This is a genomic window from Burkholderia sp. BCC1972 (assembly GCF_905339605.1).
In the GTDB taxonomy this organism is placed as follows: Bacteria; Pseudomonadota; Gammaproteobacteria; order Burkholderiales; family Burkholderiaceae; genus Burkholderia.
The window spans coordinates 24,363-39,362 of record NZ_CAJPGH010000045.1 but is presented as its reverse complement, the minus strand read 5'-3'; the positions used below and the strand labels follow the sequence as shown (position 1 = coordinate 39,362).

Sequence of the window (15,000 nt, the reverse complement as noted above, 5' to 3'; positions counted from 1 at the left end):
CGAGGCGCCCGTTTTTCGTTCCGGCTGCGGCCGGCGGCACGCGTCATGCGTCGTCCGCATCGGCGCCTTCGGCCCCGTCCGCGCCGAGCAGCCCGGCCGCCGTGTCGCCCGGCAGCGCCTCGACCTGCTTCAGCTTGCGGCTCATCACGCGCGTGCGCTGCTCGGCGGACTCGATCGAGCGCGTGACCGTTTCGAGCTGCGCCTTCGTGCGCGCGAGCACGTCGCCGAACTTGCCGAACTCCGTCTTGACCGCGCCGAGCACCTGCCACACCTCGCTCGAACGCTGCTCGATCGCGAGCGTGCGGAACCCCATCTGCAGGCTGTTCAGCAGCGCCGTAAGCGTGGTCGGCCCGGCAACCGTCACGCGATAGTCGCGCTGCAGCAGGTCTGTCAGGCCGGGGCGGCGCAGGATCTCCGCGTAGAGCCCCTCGGTCGGCAGGAACAGCAGCGCGAAATCGGTCGTGTGCGGCGGCGCGACGTACTTCTCGGCGATCGTGCGCGCTTCCAGCCGCACGCGCGTTTCGAGCGCGCGAGCGGCCTCCTCGACAGCCGCCGCGTCGGCACGCTCCTGCGCATCGATCAGCCGCTCGTAGTCCTCGCGCGGGAATTTCGCGTCGATCGGCAGCCACACCGGCGACGAGTCGCGCGTACCGGCTTCGCGCCCCGGCAGCCGGATCGCGAACTCGACGCGCTCGGTGCTCTTCGGCACCGTCGCGACGTTCTTCGCGTACTGGTCGGGCGTCAGCATCTGTTCGAGCAGCGCCTCGAGCTGCACTTCGCCCCAGGTGCCGCGCGTCTTCACGTTGGTCAGCACCTTCTTCAGGTCGCCGACGCCGGCCGCGAGCGTCTGCATTTCGCCGAGCCCGCGATGCACCTGTTCGAGCCGGTCCGACACGAGCTTGAACGATTCGCCGAGCCGCTGCTCCAGTGTCGCGTGCAGCTTCTCGTCGACAGTGCGGCGCATCTCCTCGAGCTTCGCCGCGTTGTTCGTCTCGATTTCCTTCAGCCGCTGCTCGAGCGTCGCGCGCACCTCGCCGATCCGGCGGTCGTTCGCCTCGGTCAGCTGCGTGAGCTGCCGGTTCAACGTGTCGCCGAACAGCCGCAGTGCGCCCGTCTGCTCATCGCGCGCCTGCTGCGCCTGGCGCTGCAAGCTCTCGCGCATCGCATCGAACTGCTGCGCGTTGCCGGCGACGAGCTTGCCGAGCTGCTGCGCGAAGCCTTCGATCTGGTTGTTCTGCACGGTCGCCACGCTCGTCAGCTGCGCGGCGAGCGTCTGCTGAAGCTGCGCGAAGCTGCCGGCCAGTTCGGTGCGCGAGCCGCGCGCGTTCTCGACGATCTCGCCGCGCAATTCGCGTTCGAGGCGCTCGACCGCACGCGCCTGCGCATGCGCGGCGTCCTCGATCTGGTCGCCGAGCACCGCCGCATCGTCGTGGCGGCCGCCGCCGCGCACGAGCGCGACGATCGCCACCGCGAGTGCGACGGCCAGCACGACGACCGCCGCAAGCAACAACGTCATGGTCATGCGCGCGGCTTCCCGATCACGTCAGGGTTGATCGGATTCGGCGGCTGCCCGGCGCGCGGCCCCTCGCCCAGTGCGGCGATCAGGTTGTCGGCGGCGAGGTTCGCCATCGCGCGGCGCGTCTTTTCGGTCGCGCTCGCGATATGCGGCGTCAGCACGACGTTCGGCACCTCGAGCAGCGCCGGATGCACGGTCGGCTCGCCTTCGTACACGTCGAGGCCGGCCGCGGCGATCGTCCCTGCGCGCAGCGCAGCAGCCAGCGCCGCATCGTCGACGATCCCGCCGCGCGCGATGTTGGTCAGCGTCGCCGTGGGCTTCATCTTCGCGAGCTCGGCCGCCCCGATCGTGTGATGGTTCTCCTGCGTGTACGGCAGCACGAGCACGACGTGATCGGCACGCGCGAGCAGCGCGTCCTTCGATACGTACTCGGCATTCAGCTCGGCCTCGATCTCGGGCGCGACCCGCGAACGGTTGTGATAAATCACCTGCATCCCGAAGCCGCGGGCGCGGCGCGCGAGCGCCTGGCCGATGCGGCCCATTCCGATCACGCCGAGCGTCGAGCCGTAGATGTCGGCGCCAAGGAAGCCGTCGTACGCCCACTTCTGCCAGTGACCGGCACGCAGCCAGTGCTCGGATTCGGCGATCCGACGCGCGGCGGCCATCATCAGCGCCCAGCCGAAATCGGCGGTCGACTCGTTCAGCACGTCGGGCGTGTTGGTGCCGAGGACGTTCGCCGCGTTGAACGCGGCCATGTCGAAGTTGTTGTAGCCGACCGCCATGTTCGCCACGACGCGCAAGCACGGCGCCGCCGCGAGCGTGGCCGCGCCGACCGGGTCGCCGGCCGTCAGCGCGCCGTCCTTGTCGGCGAGACGCGCGGCGAGCGCGTCGGGCGCGAGCGCGTCGCCGTTGTTCCAGTCGACTTCGAAATACTGCTCGAGCCGTTCGATCACGTCCGGAAAGATCGGACGCGCGACCAGGATCTTCTGCATCGCCATCTCCGTATGCCGCGGGCCGCTCGCGGTGCGCGTCGCGCCGCCGGGATCGCCCGCGCTGGGTTGAAAGTCGTCAGGTTACGCCGGGAAGAAGATCAGCGACGTCAGCAGGAACACGGGGACCAGAATCACGAGTGCCCAGCCGAGGTACGCAAAGAAGCTCGGCATCTTCACGCCGCGCGACTCCGCGATCGCCTTCACCATGAAGTTCGGCGCGTTGCCGATATAGCTGTTCGCGCCCATGAACACCGCGCCCGCGGATATCGCGGCGAGCGTCGAGGCGCCCGTCGTCATCAGCGCCTGCGCATCGCCGCCCGCGAGGTTGAAGAACACGAGATAGGTCGGCGCGTTGTCGAGGAACGACGACAGCAGGCCCGTCGCCCAGAAGTACATCGCGTCGATCGGCTTGCCGTCCGGCCCCGTGACGAGATGGACGATCTGCGCGAACGCACCGTCCGCCCCCGCGCGCAGGATCACGATCACCGGCGCGATCGTCACGAAGATCCCGGCAAACAGCTTTGCGACCTCCTCGATCGGCGCCCAGTTGAACGCGTTGCCCTCGCGCGCGGAGCGCGGCGTCAGCGCGAGCGACGCGAGCGTCACGCCCACGAGCGCGACGTCGCGCACGAGGTTCTGCAACGCCACGTGCGTGCCCCACACGTCGAACGTGATGCCGGGCTTCCACACGCCGCTCATCAGCACGAGCGCGATCACGGCCGCGAGCAGCACGAAGTTGATCTTGCCGTCGATCGACAGCGCCGCGGCATCGGGTGTCGGATCGAGCGCGGCCGGCCGCTCCTCGCCGCCCTTCCGGTAGAAGTACGTATCGAGCGCGAAGAACAGCGCCAGCAGCACGACGCAGATGAACAGCATCGGCAACGCGAGATGCGTGGTGGTCCAGAAGAAGCTGACGCCGTTCAGGAAGCCGAGGAACAGCGGCGGATCGCCGAGCGGCGACAGCGAACCGCCCGCATTCGCGACGAGGAAGATGAAGAAGATCACGACGTGCACGACATGCTTGCGGTTGTCGTTCGCGCGCAGGAGCGGCCGGATCAGCAGCATCGCGGCGCCCGTCGTGCCCATCACGCTCGCGAGCAGCGTGCCGAGCGCGAGAATCGCGGTGTTCAGCTTCGGCGAGCCGTGCAGGTTGCCGTTCACGCAGATGCCGCCCGCGACCGTATAGAGCGCGGTGAGCAGCACGATGAACGGAATGTATTCCTCGAGCAGCGCATGCACGAGCGTGCCGAACGCGGTGCCCGCGCCGAACGCGAACGCGAACGGGATCAGGAACACGACCGCCCAGCCGGCCGCGATCTTGCCGAAGTGGTGATGCCAGAACACCGGCGCGACGAGCGGGAACAGCGCGATCGACAGCAGGATCCCGGCAAACGGGATGCCCCAGAGTGCGGACAGCGTGGCACCGTCGAGCGTGGCGGCCGATGCGAGCGCGGGCGCCGCGCCAAGCGCGATTCCCGACGCCATGCCCGCCCAGGCGGCATGTCGTTTCATGCAGAACTTCCTTGTTCGAGTGATAGGGGGTGCAGCGGGCGCGTCATGCGCCGCGTACGACGATCACGTGCACGCGGTACGGGCCGTGCGCGCCCAGTACGATGGTCTGCTCGATGTCGCCCGTGCGCGACGGGCCCGACACGAAATTGACCGCGCGCGGCAATTCGCCGCGCTCCGCGCGGATCAGCGCGAACGCGTCTTCATGCCCGGCGACGATCCGCGAAGCCGGTACGATCGCAATGTGGGTTTCCGGCAGCAGGCCGGCCGATGCATAGGTGTCGGGGCCCGACAGCAGCACCAGCGAACCCGTTTCGGCGGTCGCGCAAAAACAGCCGGTGAGGCCGACGAGATCGCCGTCGCGCGGCTTGCGGCATTCGACCGACAGGCCGGCGCCGGCCCAGTCGAGATCGGCCAGCGTGCGCCACGCGACGGCCTGCGCCGGCAGGCCATGAGCGGAAAGATAGCGGGCAGCGGCGGCGGGCGCGTCGGCCAGCGTCGCGACTTCGTCGACCGTGGTCGACAGGCGCGCCGCTTCGTCGACGAAGGCGGCGACGAGGTCGGCCGGCGCCGGCGGGCGCGGGCCCTGCGGATGCTGCGCGAGATAGTCGGCGACGCCGTCGCGCTCCGCTGCATCGGGTTCGGCCGCGCGCCCCTGCGCCGCGCGGATGCGCGCGAGGATCTGGCGACGGGCAGCGGAAGTGTCCATGAACGGTCCTCGTGACAGTGGCATGCAATACCGTCCGATTATACCGGCCGCCCCTGCCGCCACGCACCTTCGGCCGAACGGCCGGCGGCTACTTCGACGCGTCTTCCTCGACCGGCTGCGCAATGCCGAACACCTGGCGCAGGTACGCGAGATACGCCTTGTCGTCGCACATGCTCTTGCCCGGCGAATCCGACAGCTTCGCGACCGGCTGGCCGTTGCAGCGGACCATCTTGATCACGATCTGCAGCGGCACGTAGCCGAGATCGTTGGTGAGGTTCGTGCCGACGCCGAACGCGAGCTTGCAGCGGCCGCGGAACCGTTCGTACAACTGCATGACCTTCGGGATGTCGAGTGCGTCCGAGAACACGAGCACCTTGGTGCGCGGGTCGCAGCGGTTCGCCTCGTAGTGGCGCAGCATCCGCTCGCCCCAGTCGAACGGATCGCCCGAATCGTGGCGCGCGCCGTCGAACAGCTTGCAGAAGTACATGTCGAAGTCGTTCAGGAACGCATTCATCCCGTAGACGTCCGACAGCGCGATCCCGAGGTCGCCGCGGTATTCCTTCGCCCACATCTCGAACCCGTAGATCTGCGAATCGCGCAGCCGCGGGCCGAGCGCCTGGCACGCCTGCAGGTACTCGTGCGCCATCGTGCCGAGCGGCGTGATGTCGTGCTTCATCGCATACAGCACGTTGCTCGTGCCCGCGAACTGCGGGCCGAGCCCGTCGCGCAGCGTGAGCGCGACTTCCTCGTGCCAGACCTTCGAGAAGCGCCGGCGCGTGCCGTAGTCGGCGATCTTGCAGTCGGCGAACTCGGGCTTCGCGCCGAGCAGCTTGATCTTCTCGCGCAGCCGCTCGCGGCCCTCGCGATAGTCGGGCTCGCGCTGCGTGTTGCGGAAATAGACTTCGTTGACGATCGCGAGCACCGGGATCTCGAACAGGATCGTGTGCAGCCACGGCCCCTCGATCACGATGTCGATCTCGCCATTGCCCTTCGGCGACGGCGTGATCGAGATGTATTTCTCGTTCAGGTGGAACAGCGCGAGGAAGTCGACGAAATCGCTCTTGATGAAGCGCATCCGCCGCAGGTAGTCGAGTTCGACGTCGGAAAAGCGCAGCGCGCACAGGCCGCGCACCTCGTCGCGGATCTCGTCGATGTACGGCACGAGGTCGACGCCCGGCGTGCGGCACCGGAAACGGTATTCGACGTTTGCAGCGGGAAAGTGATGCAGGACGACCTGCATCATCGTGAACTTGTAGAGATCCGTGTCGAGCAGCGAAGTGATGATCATGATTACGGCACCGCCAATATCGTGACAGGGCCCCGGCGCACCGCGCGCCGCCCGGTCTGTCGGCCATGTTACCCGAATGCGGGCCCGACCATCGTGAAACCGCCCGCCGCCCTGCGTGCGGGCATCCGCTTTGCGCACCCCATAAACTAATCACGAAACGATATAAGCCGGATAGCCGACCACGCCATGCGGGTTTTGCGCTTCAGTTACAATGCCGCTTTTGGCGCAAACGCCACCCCATATATACCGCCAAGCAGGAGCGTTTTAATGACTCACGTTGTGACCGAAGGCTGCATCAAGTGCAAATACACGGACTGCGTGGATGTGTGCCCGGTGGATTGCTTCCGTGAAGGTCCCAACTTTCTCGCCATCGATCCGGACGAGTGCATCGACTGCGCCGTGTGCGTCGCCGAGTGCCCGACCAATGCGATCTATGCCGAAGAAGACGTTCCGGGCGACCAGCAGCAGTTCACCGAGCTGAATGCCGAGCTGGCAAAGAGCTGGCCGTCGATCACGAAGACCAAGCCGGCACCGGCCGACGCGGACGAGTGGAAGGACGTGCAGGAGAAGCTGCACCTGCTCGAGCGCTGATCGCGCAGCGGGCGCGAAAAAAATTTTGTGCATCGCGGCCCAAAAGTATTGACAGGTTAGCGACCACTCCATACAATCTCGTTTCTCTGCTGTTGTTGTTTGTTCCCCGATAGCTCAGTCGGTAGAGCGCCGGACTGTTAATCCGTAGGTCCCTGGTTCGAGCCCAGGTCGGGGAGCCAAAAAACACAAAGGTCCGTTGAAAGTGGACGGGTTTTTTGTTGGAAACAACACACGCAGATGTACCGATTTATTCCCCGATAGCTCAGTCGGTAGAGCGCCGGACTGTTAATCCGTAGGTCCCTGGTTCGAGCCCAGGTCGGGGAGCCAGACAGCGAAAGGCCCGTCATTCGACGGGCCTTTTGTTTTTACGGCCGCCCGCTCGCTTCTCTGCCGTTCATCGCCCGGTCACGCGCGTGCTAGAGTCTCTCTCCCGCATTCGCATCCGGTCCCGTCGATGAAGCATCGCCTCCTCCGCTCCGCCCCGTTCGCCCTCCTGTTTTCCGCATTCGCCGCGGCACCGCTCGCGCACGCGGAGGAAGTCGGCAGCGTCAACACCCATTTCCGCGTCACGGGCTCCGACCGCGTGGTCGTCGAAGCGTATGACGATCCGGTCGTGACCGGCGTGACCTGCTACGTATCGCGCGCCCGCACCGGCGGGATCAAGGGCACGCTCGGCGTCGCCGAGGATCCGAGCGAAGCGTCGATCGCGTGCCGGCAGGTCGGCCCGATCGGCTTCAAGGAGCCGCTCAAGCAGCAGACCGACGTGTTCAGCGAGCGCATGTCGTTCATCTTCAAGACGCTGCATGTCGTGCGCGTCGTCGACACGAAGCGCAACACGATCGTCTACCTGACCTACAGCGACCGCATCGTCAGCGGCAGCCCGAAGAACGCCGTCACCGCGGTGCCGATGCCGGCCGGCACGACGATTCCGGTCAAGTAACGCGCACACCGGCCGGGCGCGCGAGCGATACACTGTCGGTTCGACCGCTCCCGCGCCCGATCATGTCCGCCACCCGCCTTCCCGACGCCGCACGCTACTGGCGCACGCCGCTGCTGCCGGACGCGGATCTGCTCACGGCCACCTATCGCGATCACGCGTTCGCGCCGCACTGGCACGACGCGTACACGATCCCCGTGATTCTCGAAGGCGCGGAACGGTTCACCTATCGCGGTGCCGGCTATGTCGCCGAAACGGGCACCGTGCCCGTGATCAATCCCGGCGAAGTGCATACAGGGTCGCGTGCCACCGACGAAGGCTGGTGCTATCGCGTCAGCTACATGCCGGTGGAATTCATCCACGCACTCGCAAGCGAGATCGCCGGCCGCCCGCAGGAGGCTCCCTGGTTTGCCCCCGGCGTGATTCGCGATCCCGATCTCGCGGCCCGGCTCACGCTGGCGCACCGGATGATGGAAGCCGGCAGCGAGCGCGCGCTGTCGTCGCAGGCACATGCACCCGGGCAGCCGGCGGATGATCCAGCGCCCGACGCACCACGCATCTACGATCCGCTCGCCGCCGAAACCGCGATGCTCGACGCGCTGTCGACGTTGATCGCGCGCCACGCCGACGTGCGGCCGCAACCGGCGCCGCTCGCGACCGACGAACCACGCGTCGACGCCATGCGCGAGCGGCTCGCAGGCGACCTGCTGTCCACGGTGACGCTCGACGACGTCGCGCAGGCCGTCGGCCTGTCGCCGTTCCACGCGGCGCGCCTGTTCACGCGCACGACCGGCATGCCGCCGCATGCATGGCGCAACCAGCTGCGGCTGCAGCGCGCGCTGGCGCCGCTACGCGCGGGCGTGCCCGTCGCCGACGTCGCGGCGGCCAGCGGCTTCGTCGACCAGAGCCACTTCACGCGACATTTCAAACGGATGTTCGGCGTACCGCCCGGGCGCTGGCAGGCGAGCTGACGCGCGGCGCCCGGCAGCGGGCAACCGCACCGCCAGCCGGCGCCGGCCGGCTCCCGGGCATCGCCCCGCCCCGATTCCGCGAGCGCAAGAACATACAAGCCGGCCCGCCGCCCGCTGGCTATCCTCCTGTTCATGGAGGAGACCCTTTGAACCCGACACCCGCCTCGCCGCCTCGCCGCCCGCTCAACGAATGGCTCGACGGCGCGCGCGACACGATTCCGATGATGATCGGCGCAGCACCGTTCGGCGTGATTTTCGGCACGCTCGTCGGCGGCGGCCCGCTCGCCGCATGGCACGGCGCGCTGATGTCGCTCGCCGTGTTCGCGGGCTCCGCGCAGTTCATCGCGCTCGGCCTGATCGCCGGCAGCGCGAGCTTCGTCGTCGTGCTCGCGACCACGCTGATCGTGAACCTGCGCCACCTGCTGTACAGCGCGACGCTCGCGCCCTATGTCGCGCACCTGCCGCTGCGCTGGCGCGCGACGCTCGGCGCGTTGATGACCGACGAGGTGTTCGCGGTCGCCTATGCGCACTACCGGCACTTCGCGCCCGGCACGATCGGCCCCCACTACTTCTTCGGGTCCGGGCTCGCGATGTACCTGAACTGGCAGGTCTGGACACTCGCGGGCATCGGCTTCGGCGCGGCGTTCCCGGGCCTGCAGTCGCTCGGCCTCGATTTCGCGATGGCGGCCACCTTCATCGCGATCGTCGTCCCGCAACTCGGCACGCTGCGCTATTTCGCGGCGGCCGCGACGGCCGGCACGCTTGCGTACTTCTGGCAGGACTGGCCGTACAAGCTCGGGTTGCTCGGCGCGGTCGCCGCCGGCGTCGCGATCGGCGTCGTGCTCACGCTGCTGCACGAACGCACGCGCACCGGCTCGCGCACGGAGGCTGCATCATGAGCTACGCGCTGCTGATCCTCGGCATGGCCGTCATTACGTACGCGATTCGCTCGACGCTGTTCCTGTTCGGCGAACGGCTGACCTTCCCGCCGCTCGTGCGGACCGCGCTCGGCTTCGTCCCCGTCACCGTGCTGACGGCGATCATCGTGCCGATGACCGTCTCGCCGCACGGCGGCACGGCCGAGCTCACCTGGCGCAATCCGCAACTCGTCGGCGCGCTCGCCGCCGTGCTCGTGTCGGCGGCAACCCGCCGCCCGCTCGTGACGATCGCCGCGGGGCTCGCGGTGTTCTTCTTCTGGCAAGGGGTCGTGATCCCGCACTGGCTGCCCGCCTGAGCGGTCGCTCTACCCGCGCGCTCAAGTTTTCGCCCGGCGCGCCGATATAGGGAATGAAGACCCGCCACCGGCCTCGGCGCGTACCGGTCAGTCGACGCTGCGCCCGCTCCGGTGCGCCGTGCCGGCCGTCGGCTTGCGCGGGCCGCCATCGAGACGATTCATGGGCCAGATCACCCTTTCCCTCAAGGACGACACGCTCGAGTCCCTACGCAAGGACTACGACGCGTTCGTCCGCGTGTCGCTGAAACTCGACCCGCAGTTCGCGACGCCGTCGTTCGAGGATTTCCTGCGCGCCAAGTTGCTCGACAACATGGTGCCGCTGACCGAGCACGCGGTGCAGCGGATGCTGCAGGGCGGCCAGTACGCGTGGGCCAAGCGCACGCTCGACAAGGAATTTCCGGACGTCGTCGCGATCCTGATGCGACAGGCCGGCGAATTCGGCTTCGGCTTCGCATCGCGCTCCGAATGGACCCCCGACGAACTCGCGAAAGCATGCCGCGACTGGGCGAAGGCGATCGTCGCCGAAGCGCAGGGCGACCCGTCGCTGATCGATCCGCTTGCATCGCAGATCAAGGGCGCCGCGCAAGACATCCAGACGCTCGAGGAACTGATGCAGACGCCCGCGTGGCGGCTCGCCGAATCGTTGCGTCAGCGCATTTACGAGGCCAAGCTCGCGTGCGAGATGAGCGTCGGCAGCACCGCGCGCGACAAGCTCGGCGAACTGCGCGGGCTGCTGCGGCTCGGGCTCGCGCATGGCTCGTTCCAGAAGCAGGAAGCGCAGCAGATCATGGAATACCTGCGGCTGCTGAAGCCGGAGATCTTCGTCGAGGAACCGTACGACGTCTTCGCGCGGCTCGCCGCATGGCTGCGCGGCGTGTTCACGCCGGCCGCCGTGCGACCGGCGCCGGGGCAACCGGGACAGGGGCCAGGACAGCGCCGGCCGTGACCGCGCCCCGCCCGCCGAAAGCATGAACCCATGAAAACGGCCCGGTTCGCGCAAAGCGAACCGGGCCGTCGGATGGCCTCCGGCGCGACGCCCAGGGGGCGAGCGTCACGCGGCGCCAGGCGCCGCTTACTGCGTGGCGCCCTGGGCCGATGCACCGCCTTCCGCGCCGACCGACGCGCCGCCTTCGGTCGCTTCGCCGGCCTTCGCCTTGGCTGCGCCGACATGGCCCTTGGCCGACTTCGCGGCATGCTTCGTGTGCTTCTTGGCCGAATGGACGGCCGACGACGCCGAATCCTTCGCACCGTCGGCTGCCGTGCCGACCGCATCCGTGGCACCGCCGACCGCGTTGCCCGACGCGTTCGCGCCGGCACCGCCCTGCACGCCTGCGCCGACACCTGCCGCCGGAGTCTGCGCCTGCACGCCGGCACCGGCCGCACCCTGCGCCGCCGTACCCGTCTGGGCAAATGCGGCCGAAGTGGCGAACGCCGTCAGCGCGGCACCGATCAGCATCGTACGAATCTTGGACATGGCAATTCTCCTCGAGAAGTTGTGAGCCCGGACCGCATCGATGCAGTCCGTCGCGTCCCCTGCCGCAACACGCAGCAGGTACGACAAAAGACCCGCGGCGCGCCTGGCCGGTTCTCGAATCTCTCAGACTGTTACCCACCGTTTCATTTGCTGACGAATCGCTCACAGTCCTTAACAACTGCGTGCCGCGGCGGCCCGCGCTCGCGTGCCGGCCCGCCGTGCCGTATGATGCGGAGCGTTTCCTCCCGCGCCCTGCGCACCTTCTTCGTCATGCCCAATCTGGATTTCACGCTGACCGGCGAATACGTCGAGCTGCACAACCTTCTCAAGATCACCGGCCTCGCGGACAGCGGCGGCACCGCGAAGCTGATCGTCGCGTCCGGCGCGGTGAAAGTCGACGGCAACGTCGAGCTGCGCAAGACCTGCAAGATCCGCGCGGGCCAGGTCGTGCTGCTCGGCGACACGCGCATCGCGGTGCGCGAGGCCTAGGGCCTGTTCACGCTAATAACGGGCTTGCGAACGTGCCTTGCCGGTCGCAATGCAAGGAGGGAGGAGCGCCGTTTGGCCGCGCCAAACAAGCGACGATCGACGCCGCAGTGCGGCCGGCAAGGCACGTTCCCCTGTTTTTTGGAAAATTCATTCGTGGGGCTGGCCCGTTATTAGCGTGAACAGGCCCTAGCATTCGCGCGTTCCCCCTGTCCGCGACATGGCCATCGGCGCACGCGTTCGACACGGTTTGAATAAAGCCGTAAGCTAGGCGTCTCTCAAAATAAATACATATAGCGCGGGCCCGCACCCGCGCGAGCGCCCATTCCATGTCGCATTCCGGTCTTACGCGGACGGTCATTGCGCCGCCGTCGCTCTCCAGTCACGCCGCCGATACCGCGCGCCTCGCCGCGCCGCTCGCGATCGCCCAACTTTCGCAGATGGCGATGAGCGTCACCGACACGGTGCTGCTCGGTTCGCTCGGCCCCGATTCGCTCGCCGCGGGCGGGCTCGGCGCGAACTTCTTCTTCGTCATCGTGACCATCCTGCAGGGCGTGCTGTCGTCGGTCAGCGTGAGCGTCGCGCACGCGCGCGGCGCGCAGGCCGAGGACCGCGTGCCGCACATCTACTGGACCGGCTTCGCGCTGTCCGTGCTGCTCGCGATTCCGGCGATCGTCGCGCTGTCGTTGTCCGAATCGATCCTGCTGATGTTCCACGAGCCGCCGCTGCTCGCGCATCACGTCGGCGAATACACGGGCATCCTGCGCTACGCGGCGCTCGGCAGCCTGATCGGCGTCGGGCTGATGCGCGCGTTCCTGCCGGCGATCGGCGCCGCAAAGCGGCTGCTGTGGGTGTCGATCGGCGGCGTCGGCGTCAACGGCGTGCTGAACTACGGGCTGATCCACGGCGCATTCGGGCTGCCGCGCCTCGGTTTTCTCGGCTCGGCGGTCGCGACGACGATCACGATCTGGCTCACCGCGCTCGCGCTGATCTGGCTGCTGCACGGCCGGCAGCGCTTCCGCCATTTCGTGACCGCGTCGCGCCCGAAGCTGCCCGTGATGGGCGAACTGATCGGCATCGGCTGGCCGGTCGCGATCACGTACGGGGTCGAATCGACGCTGTTCCTTGCCACCGGCCTCACGGTCGGCGTGCTGGGCGCGACGTCGCTGGCCGCGCACCAGATCGCGCTGAACGTCGCGTCGGTGTCGTTCATGGTGCCGCTCGCGATCGGCCAGGCCGCCAACGTGCGCGTCGGCTACTGGGTCGGCGCGGGCTCGCCCGTCGCCGCACGGCACGCGGGCTTCGTCGCGCTCGCGCTCGGCGTCGCGTTCATGTCGCTGTCGGGCGTCGTGATGATCGTCGCGCCGCATACGATCGTCGGCCTGTACCTGCACCTCGACGATCCGGCCAACGCCGCCACGGTGTCGCTCGCCGCGTCGCTGCTCGGCATCGCCGCGGTGTTCCAGATCGTCGACGGGATGCAGACCGTCGGGTCGGGCGCGCTGCGCGGCCTGAAGGACACGCGCATCCCGATGCTCGCCGCGACCTTCGGCTACTGGGGCATCGGCTTTCCGACCGGCTACTGGTTCGCGTTCCACGCGGGCATGGGCGCGCGCGGCCTGTGGTGGGGGCTCGCGGCCGGCCTGGCGAGCGTCGCCGCGCTGATGGCCTGGCGCTTTCACCGCAAGACCGCCTCACTCATTGCGGCGCGCTAGGCGCGACACGACGCGAAATCGCGGCCGGCGCTATGCTTGTCGGTTGAATCCCTCGAGACGCCGCGCGAGCGGCGCGACTGCCTCACGATACGTCTGACGCCGCGCGACGACGCGCGGCCCTTCCCCTTTCCTGGAGGAGTGCATCATGAACGAAGCAGTTCGGATGGAACGCGACACGTTCGGCGAGATCGCCGTGCCGGCCGACCGCCTTTGGGGCGCGCAAACCGAGCGCTCGCTGCAGAATTTCCGGATCTCGACCGAGAAGCAGTCGCCCGAGCTGATCCACGCGCTGGCGATCGTCAAGCGTGCCGCGGCGGCCGTGAACCAGTCGCTCGGCGTGCTCGCCGACGACAAGGCGCGCGCGATCATCGACGCGGCCGACGAGATCATCGCCGGCAAGCATCCGCGCGAATTCCCGCTCGCGGTGTGGCAGACGGGCTCCGGCACGCAGACCAACATGAACCTCAACGAGGTGATCGCGAATCGCGCGAGCGAGCTGATGGGCGGCGAGCGCGGCGAAGCGCGCAAGGTGCATCCGAACGACGACGTGAACCGCGGCCAGTCGTCGAACGACGTGTTCCCGACTGCGATGCACGTCGCGGCCGCCTACGCGATCGTCAACCACCTGCTGCCGGCGTTGCGCACGCTGCGCACGACGCTCGATGCGAAGTCGAAGGCGTTCGCCGACATCGTGAAGATCGGCCGCACGCACCTGCAGGACGCGACGCCGCTCACGCTCGGCCAGGAATTTTCCGGCTATGTCGCGCAGCTCGACCAGGGCATCCGTCACGTCGAATCGGCGCTGCCGCACCTGTACGAGCTCGCGCTCGGCGGTACCGCGGTCGGCACCGGACTGAATGCGCATCCGGAGTTCGCGGTGCGCGTCGCCGACGAAATCGGCCGGCTCGCGAAGCTGCCGTTCGTGACGGCGCCGAGCAAGTTCGAGGTAATGGCGGCCGCCGATGCGCTGGTGTTCGCGCACGGTGCGCTGAAGACGGTCGCGGCCGGCCTGATGAAGATCGCGAACGACGTGCGCTGGCTCGCGAGCGGCCCGCGCTGCGGGCTCGGCGAACTGTCGATTCCGGAGAACGAACCGGGCAGCTCGATCATGCCGGGCAAGGTGAACCCGACGCAGTCGGAGGCCGTGACGATGCTGTGCTGCCAGGTGTTCGGCAATGATGTCGCGGTCAACTTCGGCGGTGCGAGCGGCAATTTCGAGCTGAACGTGTTCCGGCCGATGATCGCGCACAACGTGCTGCAGTCGGTGCGGCTGCTCGCCGACGGCGCGCAGAGCTTCAACGATCACTGCGCGGTGGGCATCGAGCCGAACCGTTCGCGGATCGACCTGCTGCTGAACGAATCGCTGATGCTCGTGACGGCGCTCAATCCGCACATCGGCTACGACAAGTCCGCGCAGATCGCGAAGAAGGCGCACAAGGAAGGCACGACGCTGAAGGCGGCCGCGCTCGCGCTCGGCTACCTGACCGAGGCGGAATTCGATGCGTGGGTGCGCCCCGAACAGATGATCGGGACGCGGTAAAGGCAGGACGGCGGGCGCGGCGCGGCGAGCGCGGCGCC

Annotated in this window: 15 protein-coding genes and 2 tRNA genes; 11 read left to right on the top strand and 6 right to left on the bottom strand. The window is 68.0% G+C overall.

Features of this window, described 5'->3' with window-relative positions:
- Positions 1 to 43: 43 nt before the first annotated feature.
- The 5 genes from rmuC to pncB all read right to left on the bottom strand — a co-directional run bounded on the left by rmuC (position 44) and on the right by pncB (position 6,014).
- Entirely contained in the window at positions 44 to 1,522 is a 1,479-nt protein-coding gene (rmuC, locus tag U5798_RS35715) for a DNA recombination protein RmuC (RefSeq protein ID WP_322084763.1), read from the bottom strand.
- A complete protein-coding gene (locus U5798_RS35710; RefSeq protein ID WP_322084762.1) occupies positions 1,519 to 2,508 on the bottom strand; it encodes a D-glycerate dehydrogenase in 990 nt (329 codons plus the stop codon). The genes rmuC and U5798_RS35710 overlap by 4 nt, the downstream gene beginning before the upstream one ends.
- Positions 2,509 to 2,589: 81 nt before the next feature.
- A complete protein-coding gene (locus U5798_RS35705) occupies positions 2,590 to 4,020 on the bottom strand; it encodes a sodium:proton antiporter (RefSeq protein WP_124456039.1) in 1,431 nt (476 codons plus the stop codon).
- A 43-nt stretch (positions 4,021 to 4,063) separates the two neighbouring features.
- Positions 4,064 to 4,726, bottom strand: a complete 663-nt coding sequence (locus U5798_RS35700; RefSeq protein ID WP_124456040.1) for a LutC/YkgG family protein — start codon at positions 4,724 to 4,726, stop codon at positions 4,064 to 4,066.
- An 88-nt stretch (positions 4,727 to 4,814) separates the two neighbouring features.
- Entirely contained in the window at positions 4,815 to 6,014 is a 1,200-nt protein-coding gene (gene pncB / locus U5798_RS35695) for a nicotinate phosphoribosyltransferase (protein ID WP_322084761.1), read from the bottom strand.
- Between the two features lie 267 nt (positions 6,015 to 6,281).
- Here pncB and fdxA point away from each other — a divergent pair, with 267 nt between their 5' ends.
- The 8 genes from fdxA (at position 6,282) to U5798_RS35655 (ending at position 10,693) form a co-directional block, all read left to right on the top strand.
- Positions 6,282 to 6,605, top strand: a complete 324-nt coding sequence (gene fdxA, locus U5798_RS35690; RefSeq protein WP_124456042.1) for a ferredoxin FdxA — start codon at positions 6,282 to 6,284, stop codon at positions 6,603 to 6,605.
- Positions 6,606 to 6,708: 103 nt separating this feature from the next.
- Positions 6,709 to 6,784, top strand: a tRNA-Asn gene (locus U5798_RS35685).
- Positions 6,785 to 6,856: 72 nt separating this feature from the next.
- Positions 6,857 to 6,932, top strand: a tRNA-Asn gene (locus U5798_RS35680).
- 127 nt (positions 6,933 to 7,059) lie between these two features.
- Positions 7,060 to 7,545, top strand: coding sequence for a CreA family protein (locus U5798_RS35675; RefSeq protein ID WP_322084760.1), 486 nt, complete (start codon positions 7,060 to 7,062; stop codon positions 7,543 to 7,545).
- 62 nt (positions 7,546 to 7,607) lie between these two features.
- Complete coding sequence (locus U5798_RS35670; protein WP_124456044.1) at positions 7,608 to 8,513, top strand: AraC family transcriptional regulator; 906 nt, start codon at positions 7,608 to 7,610, stop codon at positions 8,511 to 8,513.
- Between the two features lie 146 nt (positions 8,514 to 8,659).
- Positions 8,660 to 9,412 (top strand): AzlC family ABC transporter permease, encoded by a 753-nt coding sequence (locus U5798_RS35665; protein ID WP_124456045.1) that lies wholly within the window; start codon positions 8,660 to 8,662, stop codon positions 9,410 to 9,412.
- Complete coding sequence (locus tag U5798_RS35660; RefSeq protein ID WP_124456046.1) at positions 9,409 to 9,747, top strand: AzlD domain-containing protein; 339 nt, start codon at positions 9,409 to 9,411, stop codon at positions 9,745 to 9,747. The genes U5798_RS35665 and U5798_RS35660 overlap by 4 nt, the downstream gene beginning before the upstream one ends.
- 160 nt (positions 9,748 to 9,907) lie before the next feature.
- A complete protein-coding gene (locus U5798_RS35655) occupies positions 9,908 to 10,693 on the top strand; it encodes a DUF4088 family protein (protein ID WP_124456047.1) in 786 nt (261 codons plus the stop codon).
- A gap of 126 nt (positions 10,694 to 10,819) precedes the next feature.
- Here the strand turns inward: U5798_RS35655 and U5798_RS35650 are convergent, their stop codons facing one another.
- Positions 10,820 to 11,221, bottom strand: a complete 402-nt coding sequence (locus U5798_RS35650) for a hypothetical protein (protein WP_322084759.1) — start codon at positions 11,219 to 11,221, stop codon at positions 10,820 to 10,822.
- Positions 11,222 to 11,491: 270 nt separating this feature from the next.
- Between U5798_RS35650 and U5798_RS35645 the strand changes: the two genes are divergently transcribed.
- The 3 genes from U5798_RS35645 to fumC all read left to right on the top strand — a co-directional run bounded on the left by U5798_RS35645 (position 11,492) and on the right by fumC (position 14,962).
- Positions 11,492 to 11,710 (top strand): RNA-binding S4 domain-containing protein, encoded by a 219-nt coding sequence (locus tag U5798_RS35645; protein ID WP_124456049.1) that lies wholly within the window; start codon positions 11,492 to 11,494, stop codon positions 11,708 to 11,710.
- Positions 11,711 to 12,036: 326 nt separating this feature from the next.
- Positions 12,037 to 13,422: a multidrug efflux MATE transporter NorM gene (gene norM, locus U5798_RS35640; RefSeq protein WP_124456050.1), complete on the top strand. Its 1,386-nt coding sequence runs from the start codon at positions 12,037 to 12,039 to the stop codon at positions 13,420 to 13,422.
- 145 nt (positions 13,423 to 13,567) lie between these two features.
- Positions 13,568 to 14,962, top strand: a complete 1,395-nt coding sequence (fumC, locus tag U5798_RS35635) for a class II fumarate hydratase (protein ID WP_124456051.1) — start codon at positions 13,568 to 13,570, stop codon at positions 14,960 to 14,962.
- Positions 14,963 to 15,000: the final 38 nt, after the last annotated feature.